The 16130-nt window shown below is 66.7% G+C and carries 11 protein-coding genes; 1 reads left to right on the top strand and 10 read right to left on the bottom strand.

Going from position 1 to position 16130, the window contains the following annotated elements:
- Nucleotides 1–88 precede the first annotated feature (88 nt).
- From ACFC02_RS23300 to ACFC02_RS23265, 8 genes are all read right to left on the bottom strand, one after another.
- Nucleotides 89–4135, bottom strand: coding sequence for a type IV secretory system conjugative DNA transfer family protein (locus ACFC02_RS23300; protein WP_376360486.1), 4047 nt, complete (start codon nucleotides 4133–4135; stop codon nucleotides 89–91).
- A 136-nt stretch (nucleotides 4136–4271) separates the two neighbouring features.
- On the bottom strand, nucleotides 4272–6338 hold the full coding sequence (locus ACFC02_RS23295; RefSeq protein WP_376360483.1) for a hypothetical protein: 2067 nt from the start codon (nucleotides 6336–6338) through the stop codon (nucleotides 4272–4274).
- A 142-nt stretch (nucleotides 6339–6480) separates the two neighbouring features.
- Entirely contained in the window at nucleotides 6481–9390 is a 2910-nt protein-coding gene (locus ACFC02_RS23290) for an AAA family ATPase (RefSeq protein ID WP_376360480.1), read from the bottom strand.
- Nucleotides 9391–10009: 619 nt separating this feature from the next.
- The gene (locus ACFC02_RS23285) at nucleotides 10010–10780 is read right to left on the bottom strand and encodes a tryptophan synthase subunit alpha (RefSeq protein ID WP_376360477.1); all 771 of its coding nucleotides are present in this window, start codon (nucleotides 10778–10780) and stop codon (nucleotides 10010–10012) included.
- Nucleotides 10781–10822: 42 nt separating this feature from the next.
- Nucleotides 10823–12061 (bottom strand): acetyl-CoA carboxylase biotin carboxylase subunit family protein, encoded by a 1239-nt coding sequence (locus tag ACFC02_RS23280; RefSeq protein WP_376360475.1) that lies wholly within the window; start codon nucleotides 12059–12061, stop codon nucleotides 10823–10825.
- A 39-nt stretch (nucleotides 12062–12100) separates the two neighbouring features.
- Complete coding sequence (locus tag ACFC02_RS23275; RefSeq protein WP_376360472.1) at nucleotides 12101–13390, bottom strand: MFS transporter; 1290 nt, start codon at nucleotides 13388–13390, stop codon at nucleotides 12101–12103.
- Between the two features lie 114 nt (nucleotides 13391–13504).
- Entirely contained in the window at nucleotides 13505–13864 is a 360-nt protein-coding gene (locus ACFC02_RS23270; RefSeq protein ID WP_376360470.1) for an SH3 domain-containing protein, read from the bottom strand.
- Between the two features lie 208 nt (nucleotides 13865–14072).
- The gene (locus ACFC02_RS23265; protein ID WP_376360467.1) at nucleotides 14073–14411 is read right to left on the bottom strand and encodes a hypothetical protein; all 339 of its coding nucleotides are present in this window, start codon (nucleotides 14409–14411) and stop codon (nucleotides 14073–14075) included.
- On the opposite strand from ACFC02_RS23265, the gene ACFC02_RS23260 reads away from it, so the two are divergent.
- Nucleotides 14410–14631: a hypothetical protein gene (locus ACFC02_RS23260; protein ID WP_376360464.1), complete on the top strand. Its 222-nt coding sequence runs from the start codon at nucleotides 14410–14412 to the stop codon at nucleotides 14629–14631. The genes ACFC02_RS23265 and ACFC02_RS23260 overlap by 2 nt on opposite strands.
- Nucleotides 14632–14673: 42 nt before the next feature.
- On the opposite strand, the gene ACFC02_RS23255 is transcribed toward ACFC02_RS23260, so the two are convergent.
- Together ACFC02_RS23255 and ACFC02_RS23250 are read right to left on the bottom strand one after the other, a co-directional pair.
- The gene (locus ACFC02_RS23255; protein WP_376360461.1) at nucleotides 14674–15222 is read right to left on the bottom strand and encodes a hypothetical protein; all 549 of its coding nucleotides are present in this window, start codon (nucleotides 15220–15222) and stop codon (nucleotides 14674–14676) included.
- 137 nt (nucleotides 15223–15359) lie between these two features.
- Entirely contained in the window at nucleotides 15360–16013 is a 654-nt protein-coding gene (locus tag ACFC02_RS23250; protein WP_376360458.1) for a hypothetical protein, read from the bottom strand.
- Between the last annotated feature and the right edge of the window lie 117 nt (nucleotides 16014–16130).

Raw genomic sequence — 16130 nt, 5'->3', positions numbered from 1 at the left:
AAAGGTCAGTGCCGAGGTAGTCTCCCTTAGCCGAGAGACGACCTCGGCACTGGTCGTGATCCTTGGCTGGCTCCCAAGTGGCCGTCGGCTACTTCGAGTTCATCTCGATGGCCATGGCCCGGTCGAACCGGCCGTCGGCCAGCACCTCCCAGCTCGGCAGTGAGGCCAGGTACTGGTAGAAGGCCGAGTGGACCTTCACCGTCGCCAGGGACTTCAGGTCCTCCTCGGTGACGTCCTCTTCCGCGAACACCCGCGAGTCCTCGTCGTTCACGTGGCCGTTGATCCGGCGGGCCGCATTGGCGTACGCGTCCGAGCGGATCTGGCTGATGTACGTCTGAGACCCGTCGGCGCTGCGCAGTTCGCCGTCGCCGCCGACCGAGAAGTGCTCGCGATCCTGTTCCAACTCGGTCTGCGCCGACTTGTAGGCCTCGCCGATCTCGATGTCCAGGCTCTTGACCTTCGCCGAGCCGTCGGGGTTGACCAGCATCTCCTTGCTGATCGTCCCCTCGGCGTAGAGGAGACGCTGCCGCTCGGCGCTGACCGCCTGACTCTCGGCGACCGCAACCCCGACCTCGACGTTCTCGATGAACTGGTCCTCGTCGAACATGCTCATCCCCTCGTACGCGTCGGGGTCGACGACCACGGGCGCGTTGGGGTCCTGGCCCTTGTCGACCGTGGTCATCGTCGTGATGACCTCCATGACCTCGTCGGCGTAGACATCGGGATCCAGGCGCTCGATGTCGACCTCCTGGTAGGCGTAGATCTCCTTGTACTGCGCCTTCGCGTCTGCGGCCTTGACTGCCTGTCGCATGCGCTTCTCCAGCATCTTCACGAAGTCCGGCTGGTTCATCCGGACGTCGAAGTCCAGGGCACTGGACAGCGTCGGGATCGTCTGCAGCGAGTACGTGTGCCCCGGGTGCTTGATCGTGTTCCCCAGCAGCCGGAACGACATCGGCAGGATCGTCTGGTTGCGGTTCCAGATCGGCGCGTCGCCGGCCCGGAAGACGATCGAGTTGCGCAGCGAGAGGAAGGCCATGTCGTTGTAGCTGATCAGGGGCTCCTCCTTGGTGCTCATCGTGTAGGAGACCCGGCCCTCGGTCTTGCCGCCGATGACCTTGTCGAGATCCTGGCTGATCTGCTTGCTGTCCCGGTACGACTGGTGCGTCTTGCCGCTCATCTTCTCCAGTGTCTCGATCATGGAATCGTCCGTGGACTTCAAGAAGACGATGTTCGAGGTGTTGCCCTGCACGATCTTGTCGACGCTCTCGCCGTAGACGTCGCGCAGCTGCTGCAGGGTCTGCAGGATGAGCGTGAACTGCTGTTCCTGGCCCAGGCCGATGGAGAGCATCGTCTCGAAGCCGTCGATGCCTTTGCCCTCGGACTGCAGGTTGCCGAGCTCGTCGAGCATGAACCGTGTGCGGTAGAGCGGCTTCTGGTTCGACTTCGTCATGTACGCCTGGTCGGCGCTCACGTCGAACAGCTGCTTGATCAGGATCAGGATCAGCTTCGCGTACTTCATCAGGTGGGGCGGAGTCACCAGGAACAGCGCCTTGGGGGACTCCGAGTAGCGCGACAGTGTCTGCGTGATCGCCCGTGCCTGGTACGAGACTTTCTCCGGGTTGCCGCCGCCGGAGAAGTCGAGTCGCGTGTCCGGGTAGAGGGTGTCCCCGGGCTGGAAGGAAAGGATCTTCCCGTCCCGGGTGGCGCCCTCACGCACCGGCTTCAGCTCACGGATCACGCCGTTCTTCACGATCTTCTTGCCCGTCACCGGCTCGACCACGTAGTGCCGGCCGTTGAGCGAGACCTGGTAGTTCTTCGTGAAGCTGAAGTAGAAGGTCCGCACCAGCATCTTCGTCTGCGGGTTGACCAGCTCCAGCTTGAGCCAGGCTTCGTCGTCAGGGAACTTGCCCTTGAAGTTGTACCGGGCCCAACCTTCGCGGCCGACGATCTCCTCGTGCTCGAAGTCCTCACCCAGGTTCTCGGTGAACATCGGGTCCGCGTAGGCCGACCACACGGCCTGCTGACCGACGAGGTGGTCGCGCTTGACGTAGTTCGGCGCGAAGCGCACGCCGAGGCGACGCGGGAAGCTCAGGCCGGCCAGATCGGTGTTCTGCGAGGGCTTGCCCGAGGTCAGCGTCGAGATCGTGGGGTCGGTGAAGAACGACATGGCGGTGATCGCGATGCCGTACACCGAGGCCAGCATCTTCTCCGCGCCAGCCATCGAGCGCAGCGCGTTGTGGGCGTTGCCCACCAGCGTGCGCATGTTGTTGCGGGGTAGCTCCTCGCTCGCGTTGAAGTACAGGCTGAGCATGTCCTGATCGGCCTTGCCTTCCCACATGAAGGCCTGGGCCGCCGCCTTCTCCTGCTCCTCGGCCAGGGCGTCCTCGTTGTTCTCGAACTCGCCGGCCTTGACCCGCTTCTCCAGCTCGGCCTCAGGGTTCTTGATCTTCTTCGAGCTCATCTGCACGAAGAGCTGGTAGCAGTTGTAGAGCGTGACCTTGCCCCAGAGGTCATCGAGCTTCGGCTCCAGCAGCGCCGGGTCCATATTCAGTACGGCTGCGGCGCTGCGCAGCTCCCGCTCCTCCTCCAGGTAGAAGTCGATGAGTCCGTAGGCCGCGCGCTTGAAGGCGTTGTTGGCGGCATTGGGCCAGACCGGGTCCTCGCCACCGTCGAGCGGAAAGAAGATTCCGGCGATGTTCTCCACATACAGTGCGCACTTGGTGAAGTTGCCCTCACGCGCCGCGTCGGCCGCCAGCCCCAGGGGGTTGTAGATGTCGGTCTTCATGGAGTTGATCAGGTTGAACTGCACCGGCTCGAACCCGCGTGTGACCAGGGGCACGTAGTTCTTCACCAGCAACTCGCCCTTGGGGTCGTTGATGACCATGTTCGAGGGCTTCTTCTCCCGCGACCACATGTCGATGACCGGCTCGATGTAGGTCTGGCCCTTACCGGCTCGGGTGATGGCCAGCACCATGGTGTTCACCGGCGCGGTATCGACCACGTACGCCCCGGCCGGGCGCTGGACCTCGTACGCCGGGAACGTCCAGTCCTCCTTGATCAGGTCAGCGACGGTCTTGTACGTGTCCGACCCGAAGCCGAGCTTGTCCCGGTTCTTGCCGTCAGGGTTGTACGGGATCCGCGTCGTGTCGTACTTCTGCCGCAGGGTCTTGTCATCAGGGAGACCGGATGCCTCGAACAACTCGTCGCCGAAGTCTTCCTCGATGATCGGCAGGGTCTGCGTCAGCGGATTGCCCTCGTCGTCGTCCATGACCTCGCCGGCGTAATAGACGAGGTTCCCCTCCTTGTCGATGACGTCCTTCTTGGCGCGCTGGGCGACCTCGACGGTGCCCAGGCCCTTCTTCTTGAGCATCATGTGGCTGAGCATCGAGCTGACCTGCACGCTTGAGTGAGCACCGGCATCGGGGAACCAGTCGTAGTTCTGCTGGATCTCTTCCGGCAGGGAGATGTGCTGGTCGTTCTGGTGCTGGTTGATGTCGCTCGTGGTGTTCATCAGGTTCGCCGCGGCGACCTTCCGCGAGAACCACGTGCTGATGATGAGGGCGATCATCAGACCCGAACCGAGCGTGATGAAAAGCTTGAACCCCGAGACGTCGGCCAGATGCTCGCCGACCGTCGTCGCGCTCTTCTCGGGCTCAGCCGGCCTCTCGGCGCTGGGCTTGCCGTCCTTCGCCGCGGTGTACCAGCTGGGGACCGGAACAGCCTCAGCGCTGGGGTAACACTTCGCCTTCACGTCCGGGTTGCCGTCCTTGGTCAGGGGCCGGTAACACTTCACGACCGAGCCGCCCGCACCCGTCGTGGTGTCCTGGACGTAGTACGCGCTCGGCTTGCCGGCGACGTTGCCGGGCACGCCCGAACCCACGGACGTGCCCACCGACAGCACCGCCGTGGCGATGAGCGAGTAGAAGACCCAGGTGACGATCGTCACCAGCACACCGGTAATCACCGCGACGACGATGCCCGGTCTGGTCGACCTCAGGGTCATGAACTTGCTGCGGTCCAGCTGCTGGTTGTCGTAGACGTCTCGGTTCGTCAGCGTCTCGCCGGGCGTCCGTGCCGAGATCTTGTCCCAGCTGCTCGCCTTGGGCCGTGCCGCCCTCCGCCTGTTCGTGGCCATCGTGACCCCTTACTCTCGAGCCTCGCTCGTTCTGCTGTCCTGCTGTCCAGTGCGCCTGCCTGCGCAGACGACGACGGCGCATGGGGAACGCGCCCCATGCGCCGTCAGATCACCCCGTCGGTCATGACCGGTCCGCTCAACGGGTCAAGACCACCCCGACGATGAAGCCGGCCACGCCCATCAGGAGCGAGAGCGTGACGATCATGACGACGAGGATCTTGTTCGAGCGGCTCTGCATCTCGGAGGCCCGAGCCAGCTCGTTGGCGTAGGACTCCTTGTCGGCCTGCATCTCCGCCAGGCGCACCTCATACCGCCTGGCCACTGAATCCTCGACCGTCGACAGCTGCTGGAGCAGGTCAGTGACCCGCGCCGCCTGGGAGTTGGTCTTCTCCTTCTCCAGGTCGAGGTTGTGCTGCCACTCGGCGTCCCGAGCCGTCATCTGCGTGATGGCGTCCTTGCGGTTGCGTTCGAGCTCGTCCTCCATCCGGCGGATCCGGTCGGCGTGCTCAGAGCGCACCGACTCCAGGAGGTCCTGCTGCTCCCGGCGTAGGACGCCGATCTCGTCCGTGGTCCGCAGGTGCTCGGCCAGCGCCTCGGACTGGGCGATGTCGGCCTTGCGGTTGTCGTCGACGATCCGCTGGATCTCGGACTTCCACTGGTTCAGGCGCTCTTCCTCGGCCGCCAGGTACTCCGACTGCCGCTCGGCCAGCACCTCGAAGATCCGCGTCTGCCCGGTCTGCATCTTCAGCGTCGCGTCCGAACGCCGGACCCGCAGGATCTCCTGCTGGTTGTGCGCGTGGGTATCCTCGATGTCCCGCTCGATCTCGGCGACGGAGTCGATCTGCTCGCGCTCCATCTTCGAGCGGTTGCGCTCCTTGTACTGCAGTTCCGCCGAGAGCGCCGCCTGCTGGGCCACCTTGGAGGCCTGCGACTCGTAGTCCTTGGCGATCTCCGCCCGGCGGGCCCGGATCTTCTCGTCCTTCTCCGTCTGCCGCTGCTGGTGCTCGGCCTCGGCGGCGTCCTTCAGCAGCTTGTACCGGGAGCCCGCGCGGTCGGTGGCCACATCGCGGATGACCTGCTCGGTGTGCGCCGACATGAGGTTGACGTAGAGCGCACGCAGCTCATCCTTATGCGCGGAACGGAGCTGCATCAGGTCTGCGTTGGCCTGCCGGTTGAGCTGGGCGACCTGGTCCCCGAGCCACTCCGTCGCGCCCTCGGGCACAGCGATCTGCACGACCGGCGCGCCGATGGCGAAGGTCGCGTTGAACTCATCCAGCCGGACGTCCAGGTCCAGCTCCTCGGAGAGGAACCGGCGGGCGATGACGTCGCGCACCTGGGCCTGATCGGCCAGCAGCACAGTGTCGTCGGCCTTCTGGTAGTCGCCCTCGATACCGTAGCCGGCGTCGGTCTCGTCGAAGCCCTCGTAGCCGGCCACCTCGTCGCCGTCGTAGTCCGGCTCCGACTCGACCGGGACGGTGCCCGCGTCGTCGATACCTGCGGCGGCCTCATCGAACATGGGTGCGTCCGCCCCTTCATCCGCGTCGACGACGTCGCTGAAGAGCGGCTCGTCGTACAGGCCCTCGTCAGCCCGCTCGACACCGGGGATCTCGTCGAAGATCGCATCCCCCTCGTCCTCCCCGAGGACCGCGGGGGCAGTGGCTCCGGCCTCGGCGACCAGGCCGCTGTGTTCTTCCCACGCTTTCTTGCCCACGGCTTCTTCGAGGCTCGTGGTACCTGCAGCGACAAAGCGCGCCTGCGCGAAGGTCGCATCGTTCACCAGATCGACGAGCAGGTCGCCGCTGGGCTTCTGCCACACCACGGCCCAGGCATAGGTGGCACCGGTGAGCAGCGAGTACTCTTCCATGCGCGCGAGAGTCTCGTCGGTGGGGATGATGCCGAAGACCTCCTTGTCGAGCATCTCCGCCGTGGCCACCGTGCGGATCTGGTCGGAGCTGATGAGCTCGATGATCGAGCCCTTCGCCTCGTCCCGGCCGTGCCGCTTGCTCAAGCCGCCGATCTCGTCGGCTGCAAGCACGAGCATCACCCAGGCCGTACCGCTGGGAAAGACGAACCGCGTGTTCGACCGCAGCAGCTCGACCGCCGCCGGGATCGCCGTCTCTCTCACCACGGAGGCCAGAAGCTCGTCGGGCTTCTTCTTCCGTTCTTTCTTCTGGCTGACTGGCGCCGCTCCCAGAATGCCCATTGCCACTCGATCCCTTCGCTAATAAAACACAGTTGGCCTGGTTTATGAGTATCTTATTGCCACCTTATCGGAGTGGGCAATCATGGGGCATTGAATGGCTATTTATGCACGAGTCGACTCGTTCCCGCTGTCTTCGACCGGTTCATCGCACCGCGCTGACCTCGACGTAGGCGTCGGAACTCAACAGGTTCTTGTCGTCGCTGACCAGGTCGCCGACGACGTCGATGCGGATCCGTCGTTCCGAGGGGTGCTCGTTGAGGAAGGTCGCCACCGCGGTGGTGACCTCGTCGGTCAGCTTCGCCACAGCCGCACGCGCACCGCCGGCATCAGAGTCGGTGTCGCCCTTGTCCTCGATGAGGTACTGCAGGACCCTCGCATCGACGTCGACCCGCACGTTGTGCTTGACGAACACCTCCTGCACCATCTGGCGCAGCTTCTTCCGCACGATCTTTTGCTGCGTCGGCAGCGACAGCGGCTGGAAAGGCACGATCGCGTCGATACGGCCCAGCAGCTCGGGTGGAAACCGGTTGTCGCCCGTCGTCGAGGAGATCGAGCGGCGGATGAGCTTCTCGTACTCCAGCAGGTGCTTGCCCGAACCGGTGTCGTCCGCCGCGTACTGCGCGATGTCCTTGTAAATCTCCGAGCCCGCGTTCGTCGTCAGCACGATGCAGGTGTTGAGGAAGCTCACCTCGCGGTTGTTGTCGTCGTTGAGCCGGCCGTCGTCGAGCACCTGCAGCAGTACGCGCGTGACCATCGCCGAGGCCTTCTCGACCTCGTCGAAAAGCAGCACGGCGTGGGAGAGGTCCCACACGCGCTTGGTGAGCTCGGAACGGAACGCCGCGAACGACGAGTCCTCGGCGTACTCCGTCATGTCGAACCGGATCAGGTGCCGCTGGTCGTCACCGAACAGCAGTCGTGCCAGCTGCTTCGTGAGCTCCGTGTTGTGCGTGACCACGAACTGACCAGCCTGGTAGAGGTGCTCCTCGTCGTTGACGTAGATGCACGACGAGCTCTGCTGCTCTGGCAGCTTCTCGATCGACTTGACGCCCACCATGTCGAACTTCTTCACGCGCTCGCGCCCCGACGTCTCTCGCGCCGCCCGCGCAGCGATCTCACGCTTGCGCGGGAGCTCGAAGAACTGCACCTTGTCCGCGTTGCCCACCTTGACGTGGACGTTGTACTCGACCAGCTCGCGACGATCCTCCTTGGTCCGCCGCCATGTCTTCAGAGAGTTCGAGACGCCGAGCGAGAAGAGCACGTCCTGCAGATCCTCGGCCAGGTCCTTCGAAACGGTCGAGTACGACACGTTGAAGCGCCCAGACGTACCGTCGATAGTCCCATCGGTATCGAACAGGCCCCGCACCAACGCCCAGCGCTGCTTGACCGAGGCGTGCTTGTACGCCTCCGGGATACGACGGTCAGCGGAGTAGGTGCCCACGAGTTCCGGGACGGAAGCCAGAACGTCCTTCGTCTGGTGCAGAGCCTCGCCCCGGCCATTGGGATGCGCCCATCCGGCCGGGAAGTTCCAGCTGTAGCCGTTGCCTGCCTGCTTCGGCTCCGACCCCAGCCACTCGCCGACCGTCCACACGGTCTGATCCGCGTCGTCCGCGGCCGAGGACAGCGTCAGCTGCGACTCCGTAAGGCACCCATTGCCGATGAGCACACCGAGGACGTAAGGGTCGACCCCCAAGTCTTGCTCGGGCCATTCGACCGCCTCGTTGGCGGGAATGAAGAACTTGAGGTGCTCGCGCGGGTCCCCGGCGTACGTGCGCACCACACCACGCTCGAGCATCTCCAAGGTCGTCAACGTCACCGGCTCCACGTCCTTGCCAGCGTGCTTGTTGGAGCGCTGCTTAGTCGTGTAGACCGTCCACAGGTGCGGACCGCCGACGTCGAGCGTGCGGCCATCCCATAGCGTGACCTGGTAGACGTCCTGCGTGCCCTGCGGGAAGTGACCGAGCACCTCGATCGGTCGACCGTGACGACCGAACACGAAGTCCCCTGGAATCAGATCCCCATGACGCTTCCACGCGACCCTGCCGTCCCACGAATAGACTGGAACACGCGTCGAATCGACGCAGAGCTTGCCGACGCCCGTGGAGCCCGTGAACAGCAGGCTCGCCATCGGCTTTCCCTTGTCGTTGAGGTCCGCCACCGACAACTGCAGCCGTCTCGCCACCGCACGTGTCGCCCAGTCCTGGCTGAACACCTTGGCGTCCAGCTGCTGCTTGATCTTCGCGCCGTCGACCCGGAATGCGACGTTCACGTTCAGCGACTCCATGAGCACGTCCGAGAGCAGGTCCCGGTCCATCGGCCGATGAGTGAACCGGTGCCAGCCGACCATGGCGTCGAGCACGAGGATGGACTTGCGTGGCTGGGCGCTGGCCGGCATGTAGCGCTGGGTGTACTCATAGATCTGCCGGAAGATGTGGTCGTCGTAGAACTCGTCGGCCACGCCGTACCGTTCGGCCATGCCCTGCAGGATCTTGATGGTCGTCGCCTGGTCGGGCGGGTTGAGATTGATGCGCTGCAGGCGCTCGACAAGCGGCTGGTTCGGCGAGATGTGCTTGTGGAACTCCTCGTAGGTCGTCGCCGCGATGATCCTGATGCCTCGGGTTCCCGAAGCCGCGAGGACCGGCTTGATCGCCTCGACGGCGGCGTCGGAGAGCTGGATGATCTGGTGGAACTCATCGATGAAGAGCACCAGTTCATGCTTCTCGTCCTTGACGAAGTCCTCGGCCTCGTCGAAGAAGCCCTTGAGCTTCGCCGCCATGTTCTCGGCGTTGCCCGCCTCGGAGATCATGCGCGCCGGGTCTACCTCCAGGTAGAGGCGGTCCTTGTCCGCCAGCATCGTGGCCTGAACCAGGGCCGTCTTGCCGCTGCCGGCTTCGGCCAGCAGGAGCGCATTGCACAGCTCGGGGCGGCTCATGGAAGCCAGCAACTGCATCGTCTCGTGCTCACGGCCGACGATGTCGCGCTCTGCCTTCTTCAGTGGCTCCGAGAGCTTGGACAGGAGTGGGTAGCGCTCATCGAGCTGTGCCTCGTGGAACATGCCGCGCAAGACCTCTCGACTGGACTGAGGATTCAACTGGAAAATCAGTTAAATCCTATCATGAGTCGCATTCGATAGGACATTGAATGGATAATGCGAAAGGCTCCGGAGTCCACTCCGGGGCCTTTCGTTCCGTGCACTGGTCGCGGTCGCTCACCCGCTGTATTCGGACTGGTTGCCCTCCGGCGTCGGGGGGCTGCTCGAACCGGCGGTTGAAGCGCTCGCTGGCGGTGCCTCGTTGCTCCCCTCCGTGCCGGCCTTACCCACCAACGCGCCCATGCGTCCGACCAGGTCCGCGCCGAACGAGGGTGAAGCCTTCGGCGTGTCCACGGAGGTGATCATCCCGGGAGCGAGAGCCGCCGGCTGCCGAGTCTGCGGCTGGCGCTCACGCACCACCGGGTTGAACCGCGATCCCGGCTCGCCTGATGCCGGCGCCGACGGATAGCTGTGACGCGGCCCGCCGTGCGTGCGGGTCCCGGCCTGCGAGTTTGCCGCCGGAGCCCGCAGCTTGCTGAAGGCAGGTGCAACTCTGCCGGACTGCTTGAAACCGCAGGTCAGAACGTATGCCGGGCACCAAAAAGTCCCCTGGAGTTCCAGGGGACTCCGGGCGTGTCGCGGGTCAGGGCTTCGGCCACTCCTCGCGGTAGCCGGTGAAGCCCTTGAGCGGTTCGGCGACCTCAAGCATCAGCTCACCGAGCGCCGTGGCGGTGGCGTTGTTGCCAGCGCTGACCGCCTCGCGGTAGCGCCTGACGATCGCCTTCACCACGGGCTCACCCGCGATGAACGAGGCGTTCCGCTCAAGGAAATCGTCTACGTGTTCAGCCATGTGCCCCATCCTGCCATCCGGGTATGACAGTGCGTTCCCACACACGGGCGACCCGGTCGCGGCGGCGGCGACCTGGTGCAGTTGGGCGTCGCTGGCCTGTCGGGAGACGAGTTGGGGGGTGTGGATTCCCGCTGCCAGTGCGGCGGTCAGCCAGGGGCCGGCCTCGTCTGCGGGCAGGTCGACGATCATCGCACCGGCGGCGCCAGCGGCCGCGAGGTCGTGCGCGAAGTGGGGCCCCCAATCGCGAACGGGAGCCCAGTACGACATCACGACGACGGAGGCACCGGTGGTGGTCGCCGCCCGGTCGACGGTCCGCAGGACGTCCGCGACGCCGGTGCCGTGCCGCAGGGAGTGCTGGTAGGCCTCGGTGATCACGGGTCCGTCGAAGATGGCGTCGTGGTTCGACAGGCCGACCTCGAGGATCGTCGCGCCAGCGGCGGCGAAGGACTGCAGGGCTTCGAGGTCCAGGCCGGGGGCGGGGAAGCCGGCCGGCAGGAACACTCCGGGGGCGGGGGCGGGGTGGGAGAGCGCGGCGGCGAGACGGTCGGGGGCAGTGCGGGTCATGGGGGTGGTCCCTTCAAGCAGCATACGGCGGGACGGAGTTGCTCACGCGGCGCGGGGGACGGCGGAGGTGACCTTCACGTCGGCGCGGGCGAGGACGTCGGCGAGGTGCTGCTGGGCGTCGTGCGCGCTGTCGCCGCTGACGACCGCGTACCCGGCGCGGATGTTGTTCGGCGTAGTGCTGGAGGGGGTGAGGGTGGCGGTGTCACCGACGTCGCACAGCCACTGGAAGTGCTCCAGGTGCTGGTCGCTGCCGGGGCGCAGGTCGCGGTGGGTGACGATGCCCTCGTCGGGCGGGTAGATCATGCCGATGGCGGCGCTGCGCTGCTGGGTGGGGCGCAGGTTGGGGATTTCGCCGCAGGCGAGGGCGGCGGCGGCAAGGGGCAGGGAGATCCCGGTCGCCAGGCGTACGAGTTCGCCGATGAGGTCACCGCCGTGGCGGGCGTTGACCTCGATGACCTTCGGTCCGTCCTGGGTGAGGCGGAGCTCGGTGTGGCTGACGCCGTGGGTGATGCCGAGCGCCTCCAGGGCGGCCGCGGCGACGGGGGCGACCTCGCGCAGGAGGGGGTCGCCGGCACTGACGCTGTGCCCGGTCTCCAGGAAGTAGGGGGCGAAGCCGACCACTTTGCGGGTGACGGCCACGGCGCTGGTGACGCCGCGGCGGGTGACACTCTCCACGGAGATTTCGGGTCCGTCGAGGTATTCCTCCACGAGGACGCCGTCTCCCTCCGGGCCCTGGTGTGCGGCGCCGGCGGAGGCGATGGCCCAGGCTGCGGGCAGGTCGGTGAGGGTGTCCACGCGGATGACGCCGATGCTGCCGGCGTAGGCGGCGGGCTTGAGCACGACCGGGTAGCCGACGCGTTCGGCCGCTGAGGCCGCGGCGGCCAGGGAGTGCACCCAGGTGGAGGCGGCGGAGGGGATTCCGGCGGCGGCGAAGCGCTGGCGGGAGGTGGCCTTGTCCCGGGCGGCGGCGACGGCCGCGAGGGTGTTGCCGGGGCGGCCGCCGAGGCTGTGGGCGAGCCGGGCGGCGGCCATCAGGTGGAACTCGTCCCAGGTCAGTACGCCGGCGATGGGCCATCGCACGGCGAGGGAGGCGGCGGCGGTGTTCACCGCGATCGGGTCGCTGAGATCGGCGACTTCGTGGTCGATGACGTAGGGCTTCTGCCAGGTCAGGGGCGCGTCGTTGATCAGCAGCAGCGGGTAGTGGGCGGCGGTCTGCTCCAGCAGGTAGCCGCGCATGGGGCGCAGACCGGAGCCGATGACGAGGAGCATGGGGTGGGACACGGTGAACTCCCGGGAGAAACGGGCGGGTTGGAGGCGGGATCAGGCCGCGCGCGGCGCGTCGGCCTGGGCAGCGGCCAGGTGGTCGGTGCCCGCGGGATCGGCGGCTGTTCGGCTCGGCGTGTAGGAGGCGCGGTGGTGCCACAGGCCGCGGAAGGCGAGGGCCATGGCCGCGCCCTGCAGGACGGCGCAGGCCAGGAGCAGGCCCGGCAGGGTGCCGGCGGGCAGGACGGCGACCAGGGCGCCAGCCACGGGCATCGGCAGTACGACGAGCACGATGGTCACGCTGAGCGTGCTGCCGAAGACGGCGGCGGGGATGAGGCGGGCGCGCAGGGTGCGCAGGACGACGGTCAGCGCGCCCTCGCCGGCCATCAGGACACCGATAGTCACCGCGTACACGGTGAGGTTGGGGGCCAGGGCGGTGGCCAGGCAGGCGACGCAGGCGGTGGCGGCGCCGGCGGCTCCGACGGGCCACAGTCCGAAGCGGTCGATGGCGTAGCGGCAGGCGGCGACGGCGGCGAGGGAGACCAGGCCGGCCGCGCTCCAGACCGCGCCGACCGCGATCGAGGAGTGGCCGTAGCTGGTCATGACGGTGATCGGGGCGCTGGCCTGGGTGACGGCGAGGGCCAGGTTGCTGGCGAAGAGTCCGGTGACCAGCCAGGCCAGGGCGGGGATGCCGCGCACGGTGCGCCACCCGGTGCGCAGGCTGGCCGCCACGACGCGTACCCCAGTGGCGGCGGTGCCGGCGGACGCTGGGGCGGTGATCGTGCTGGCGGCGGCGGTGGCCGACAGGGCGGCCACGATGGTGAGCATCAGGGTGGGGCCGACCGCCAGCAGCAGGCCGCCGAGGAGCGGGCCGGCCAGCAGGGTGCTCTGGTCGATGGCGATCTGCACGGACTGGACGCGGTGGGCATCGGCTCCGGCGGCGCGGCTGGCGTGTGCGCCGAGCGTCTCGACCGCGACGAAGCAGGCCTGGGAGAGCAGCCCGCCGGCGGCGCCGACGGTCATGACGATGACGGTGGCCGCGGTGCCGGCGGCGGGCACGACGGCCAGGGTGCAGGCTGCGGCCGCGCACAGCAGTGTGCGGGCGAGGGCGGCGGTGCGGAAGACGCGGTCGGCGCGGAAGCGGTCGACCAGGGGCCCGCCGATGGTGAAGGCCATCAGCCGCGGCAGCCATTCCAGCATGAACGCGGCGCCGGTCAGGGCGGTGGAGCGGGTCGTCACCAGGATGAGCAGGGGGATGGCGTAGGTGGTGGTCTGGGTGGCCAGGGCGTCGCTGGCGCGCATCAACGAGCTGCGCGCCATCGGCGCAGGAACGGCGAAGGAGAGCATGGCGATACCTGCGCGGTAGAGAAGGAGAACGAGGCGGGAGAGGGCCGGCGGCCACCGAAGGGGGGCGGTGCCCCGGCCGCACGGGCTGCCGGGGCACCGCGATCAGGGGTGGAATCAGTCCAGGCGCATCTTCACGTCGCGGTAGACGTACTGGCCGGAGACCCAGCCCCGGACGCCGGTGTTCTTGTCGGTGATGTTCACCCACTTCGCGCCCTTGGTCCACGAGTGCACCTTGAACTTGTGCGACTTGTACAGGATGCCGAGCGCGGTGGAGTGGGTGGTCGCCTTCGAGCGCATGGTCACCGCGCTGGTGCCGTGCACCGCCCACGGAAGGTAGGGGTTGGTGGTGCAGGACGAGGCGGGTACCGCGGTGGCGACCGACTGCGGGGCCGCGGTGGCCGCCGGAGCGGACAGCAGCGGCAGGGCGACGGCGGCCGCGGTGGCCGCGAGCACGGCTATACGACGTGCAGACATAAACAAACCTCCATAAAAGGGGTGCGGTTGGGTAGGGGTGTGCCTCGGCGAGAGGTCGGTGGTCAGCCAATGGACGCGATGTCGGGCGCCGGCATCGCCGAGGCATGGAAGGCGGGGCCTGGCACGTGGTCAGGTCACGGCGCATCGGCCCGATCGCTCCGCGAGGGAGCGGTCTGGGGGCGCGTCGCGTCGGCGGCGCGCGGTGGTGCTAGAACCAGCTGGCGGCGACCCAGCCCTTCATGCCGTACGAGCCGCTGGACAGGGACTTGCCGTAGTACCAAGGGTTGCCGTACTTGTTCTTGGCGGAGCACTCCACCCAGAACTCGCCGGCAGAGTCGAGCTGGCCCTTCTTCTTGTAGGCCACGCCCGGGCCGGTGCGGATGGCCGGCCATTCCAGGTTGGGGCCGATCAGGGAGTGGTTCTTGTCATTCCGGGTGCACGCGCTGGAGCCGACCGCGGAGGCCGGGGTGGCCGTCGCGGCGATCCCCCCGAGCAGGACTGCGGTGGCCGTCGTTGTCATGACGGCGTTGCGGATGGCGGATCGCATGAGAAGAACCCTTTGGTTGGAGGTGTTCGTCGAGGTGCGGGGGCCGCTGGAGGCGCGGCCCCCGGCCAGCGCGGCGGACGCGCAGGGCATCTGTGGATCAGCCGTGCGAAGCCGGCTGATCGCCCTGACGGGAGCTGCGCCGCGAGTGCATCGAGGCACCCACGGCAACGAGGCCGACAGCGAGCATTCCGCTTGCGACGACGGCGAGTTCGCCCAGTGACATCCAAGGGCCTTTCGAATCAGGCTTGACTCGGTCTTGGTCTCAGCCGACCGCCGGCTCATTGACCTCGACCTCGGCTGCCTGCTCCTGCTTGGCCTCGGGAGCCGGGGCCTGAGCCTGCGACTCCTTGGCCGCCGCCCGTGCCTCGCGGGCGGCGCGCATGGACGCGAACTGGTTGTCCAGCGTCTTGTCGTCGACCTTGAACTCGGAGGCCTCGACGGACTTGGTGTTGACCACCAGGCCAGTGCCGCGCGTCGCGGGCATCACGTTGCCCTTGAAGCCGTAGATGGTGCCGACCTCGTTGCCGTCCTTGTTGAGGATCGGCTCGGTGTTCGGACCCGCGGCCTTGACGATCTCCTCCATCTGGCCGATGGAGTACGGAGCGCCGTTGTTGTAGCGGACCTTGCCGTCCTCACCCTGAACCCGATCGGACTTCAGGTGCAGGTTCGTCTGCTCCGGACCGCGCGGATCTCGAGCGTCGACCTGGACGTCGGCGTACTGGGACTTGCCGTCCTTGGTGGCGCCGTTCTTGTAGACCTTCGCGATGAGGTTGACTCCGGTCATCGCGCCCTTGCCCTTGAGAAGTGCCATGATCTCTTCCTTCCGCTTGTTCCGACTGCCCTCTGACAAGTCGGCCGCGATCAGTCACATCGTCCGGACAAGGTATTGAGTCCCACCGAACACTCTTCACGCTAATACTCTCATAGAGCATTCGACAAGGCCGACGACTAGTCTTTCTGTTCGCGTTCAAAGTCAGTCTGGATAGTGAGGGACTGTGAGTCGAATGCTATTTCGACGTCCGCTGTGGTCACAGCCTGATCGACCTGGGCCTGGACCCGCACGACGAGGTTGGCGTCCAGCGACGAAACCTTGGACCGCCGCATCCGCGCGGCCTGCTCGCGCTCGGCGCGCAGCTCCGCGATCCGGGAGCGCAACGCAAGGGTGCTGGATTCCTCGTCCGTCTGCTGACGTGTCAGCTCCCGGGAGACCCGTGTCATCGCCGCGACATCGTCCACCGGCAGATCGGGAATGGCCTCGGCCTGGCCGGACTGGTCCAGGTAGTCCATCGCCGCCAGCAGCAGCCGTCGGCGGTCCCTGGTCGTCTCGACGAAGGCTTGGTGTGCGTGCGGCCCGATCTCGACGTCGGTGACGAAGTCGTACCCCAGGTGGTGCAGGTCCAGCGCCTTGACCTCGTCGAAGTCATACGCGGCACCGGCGACGATTTTGAAGTCCGTGCTGACCGCGTCGGTCTCGGTACTCGCCTGGTCCTCGGCGCTCGACCCCACGCGCAGCACCAGGCCGGAGGAAGCGAGATCAGCCCGCAGGCCGTCCAGCTTCTGGTCATAGGACTGCTTCATCGTCCGGATGCGCGCGTCCAGCACCGCTCGGCCGCGCTTGCCTTCGGATGCTCCTATGCTTGTCAAGCTGCAGGAGCGAGGTCGGTTTGGGTGATTCGTTCGGTTGGTGTGGCGGTCAGAGCGCGGTAGACCTCGCGGGCG

It is taken from the genome of Streptomyces sp. NPDC056160, assembly GCF_042268205.1.
Taxonomy (GTDB): Bacteria; Actinomycetota; Actinomycetes; order Streptomycetales; family Streptomycetaceae; genus Streptomyces.
This window is presented reverse-complemented; position numbering and strand designations above follow the sequence as displayed.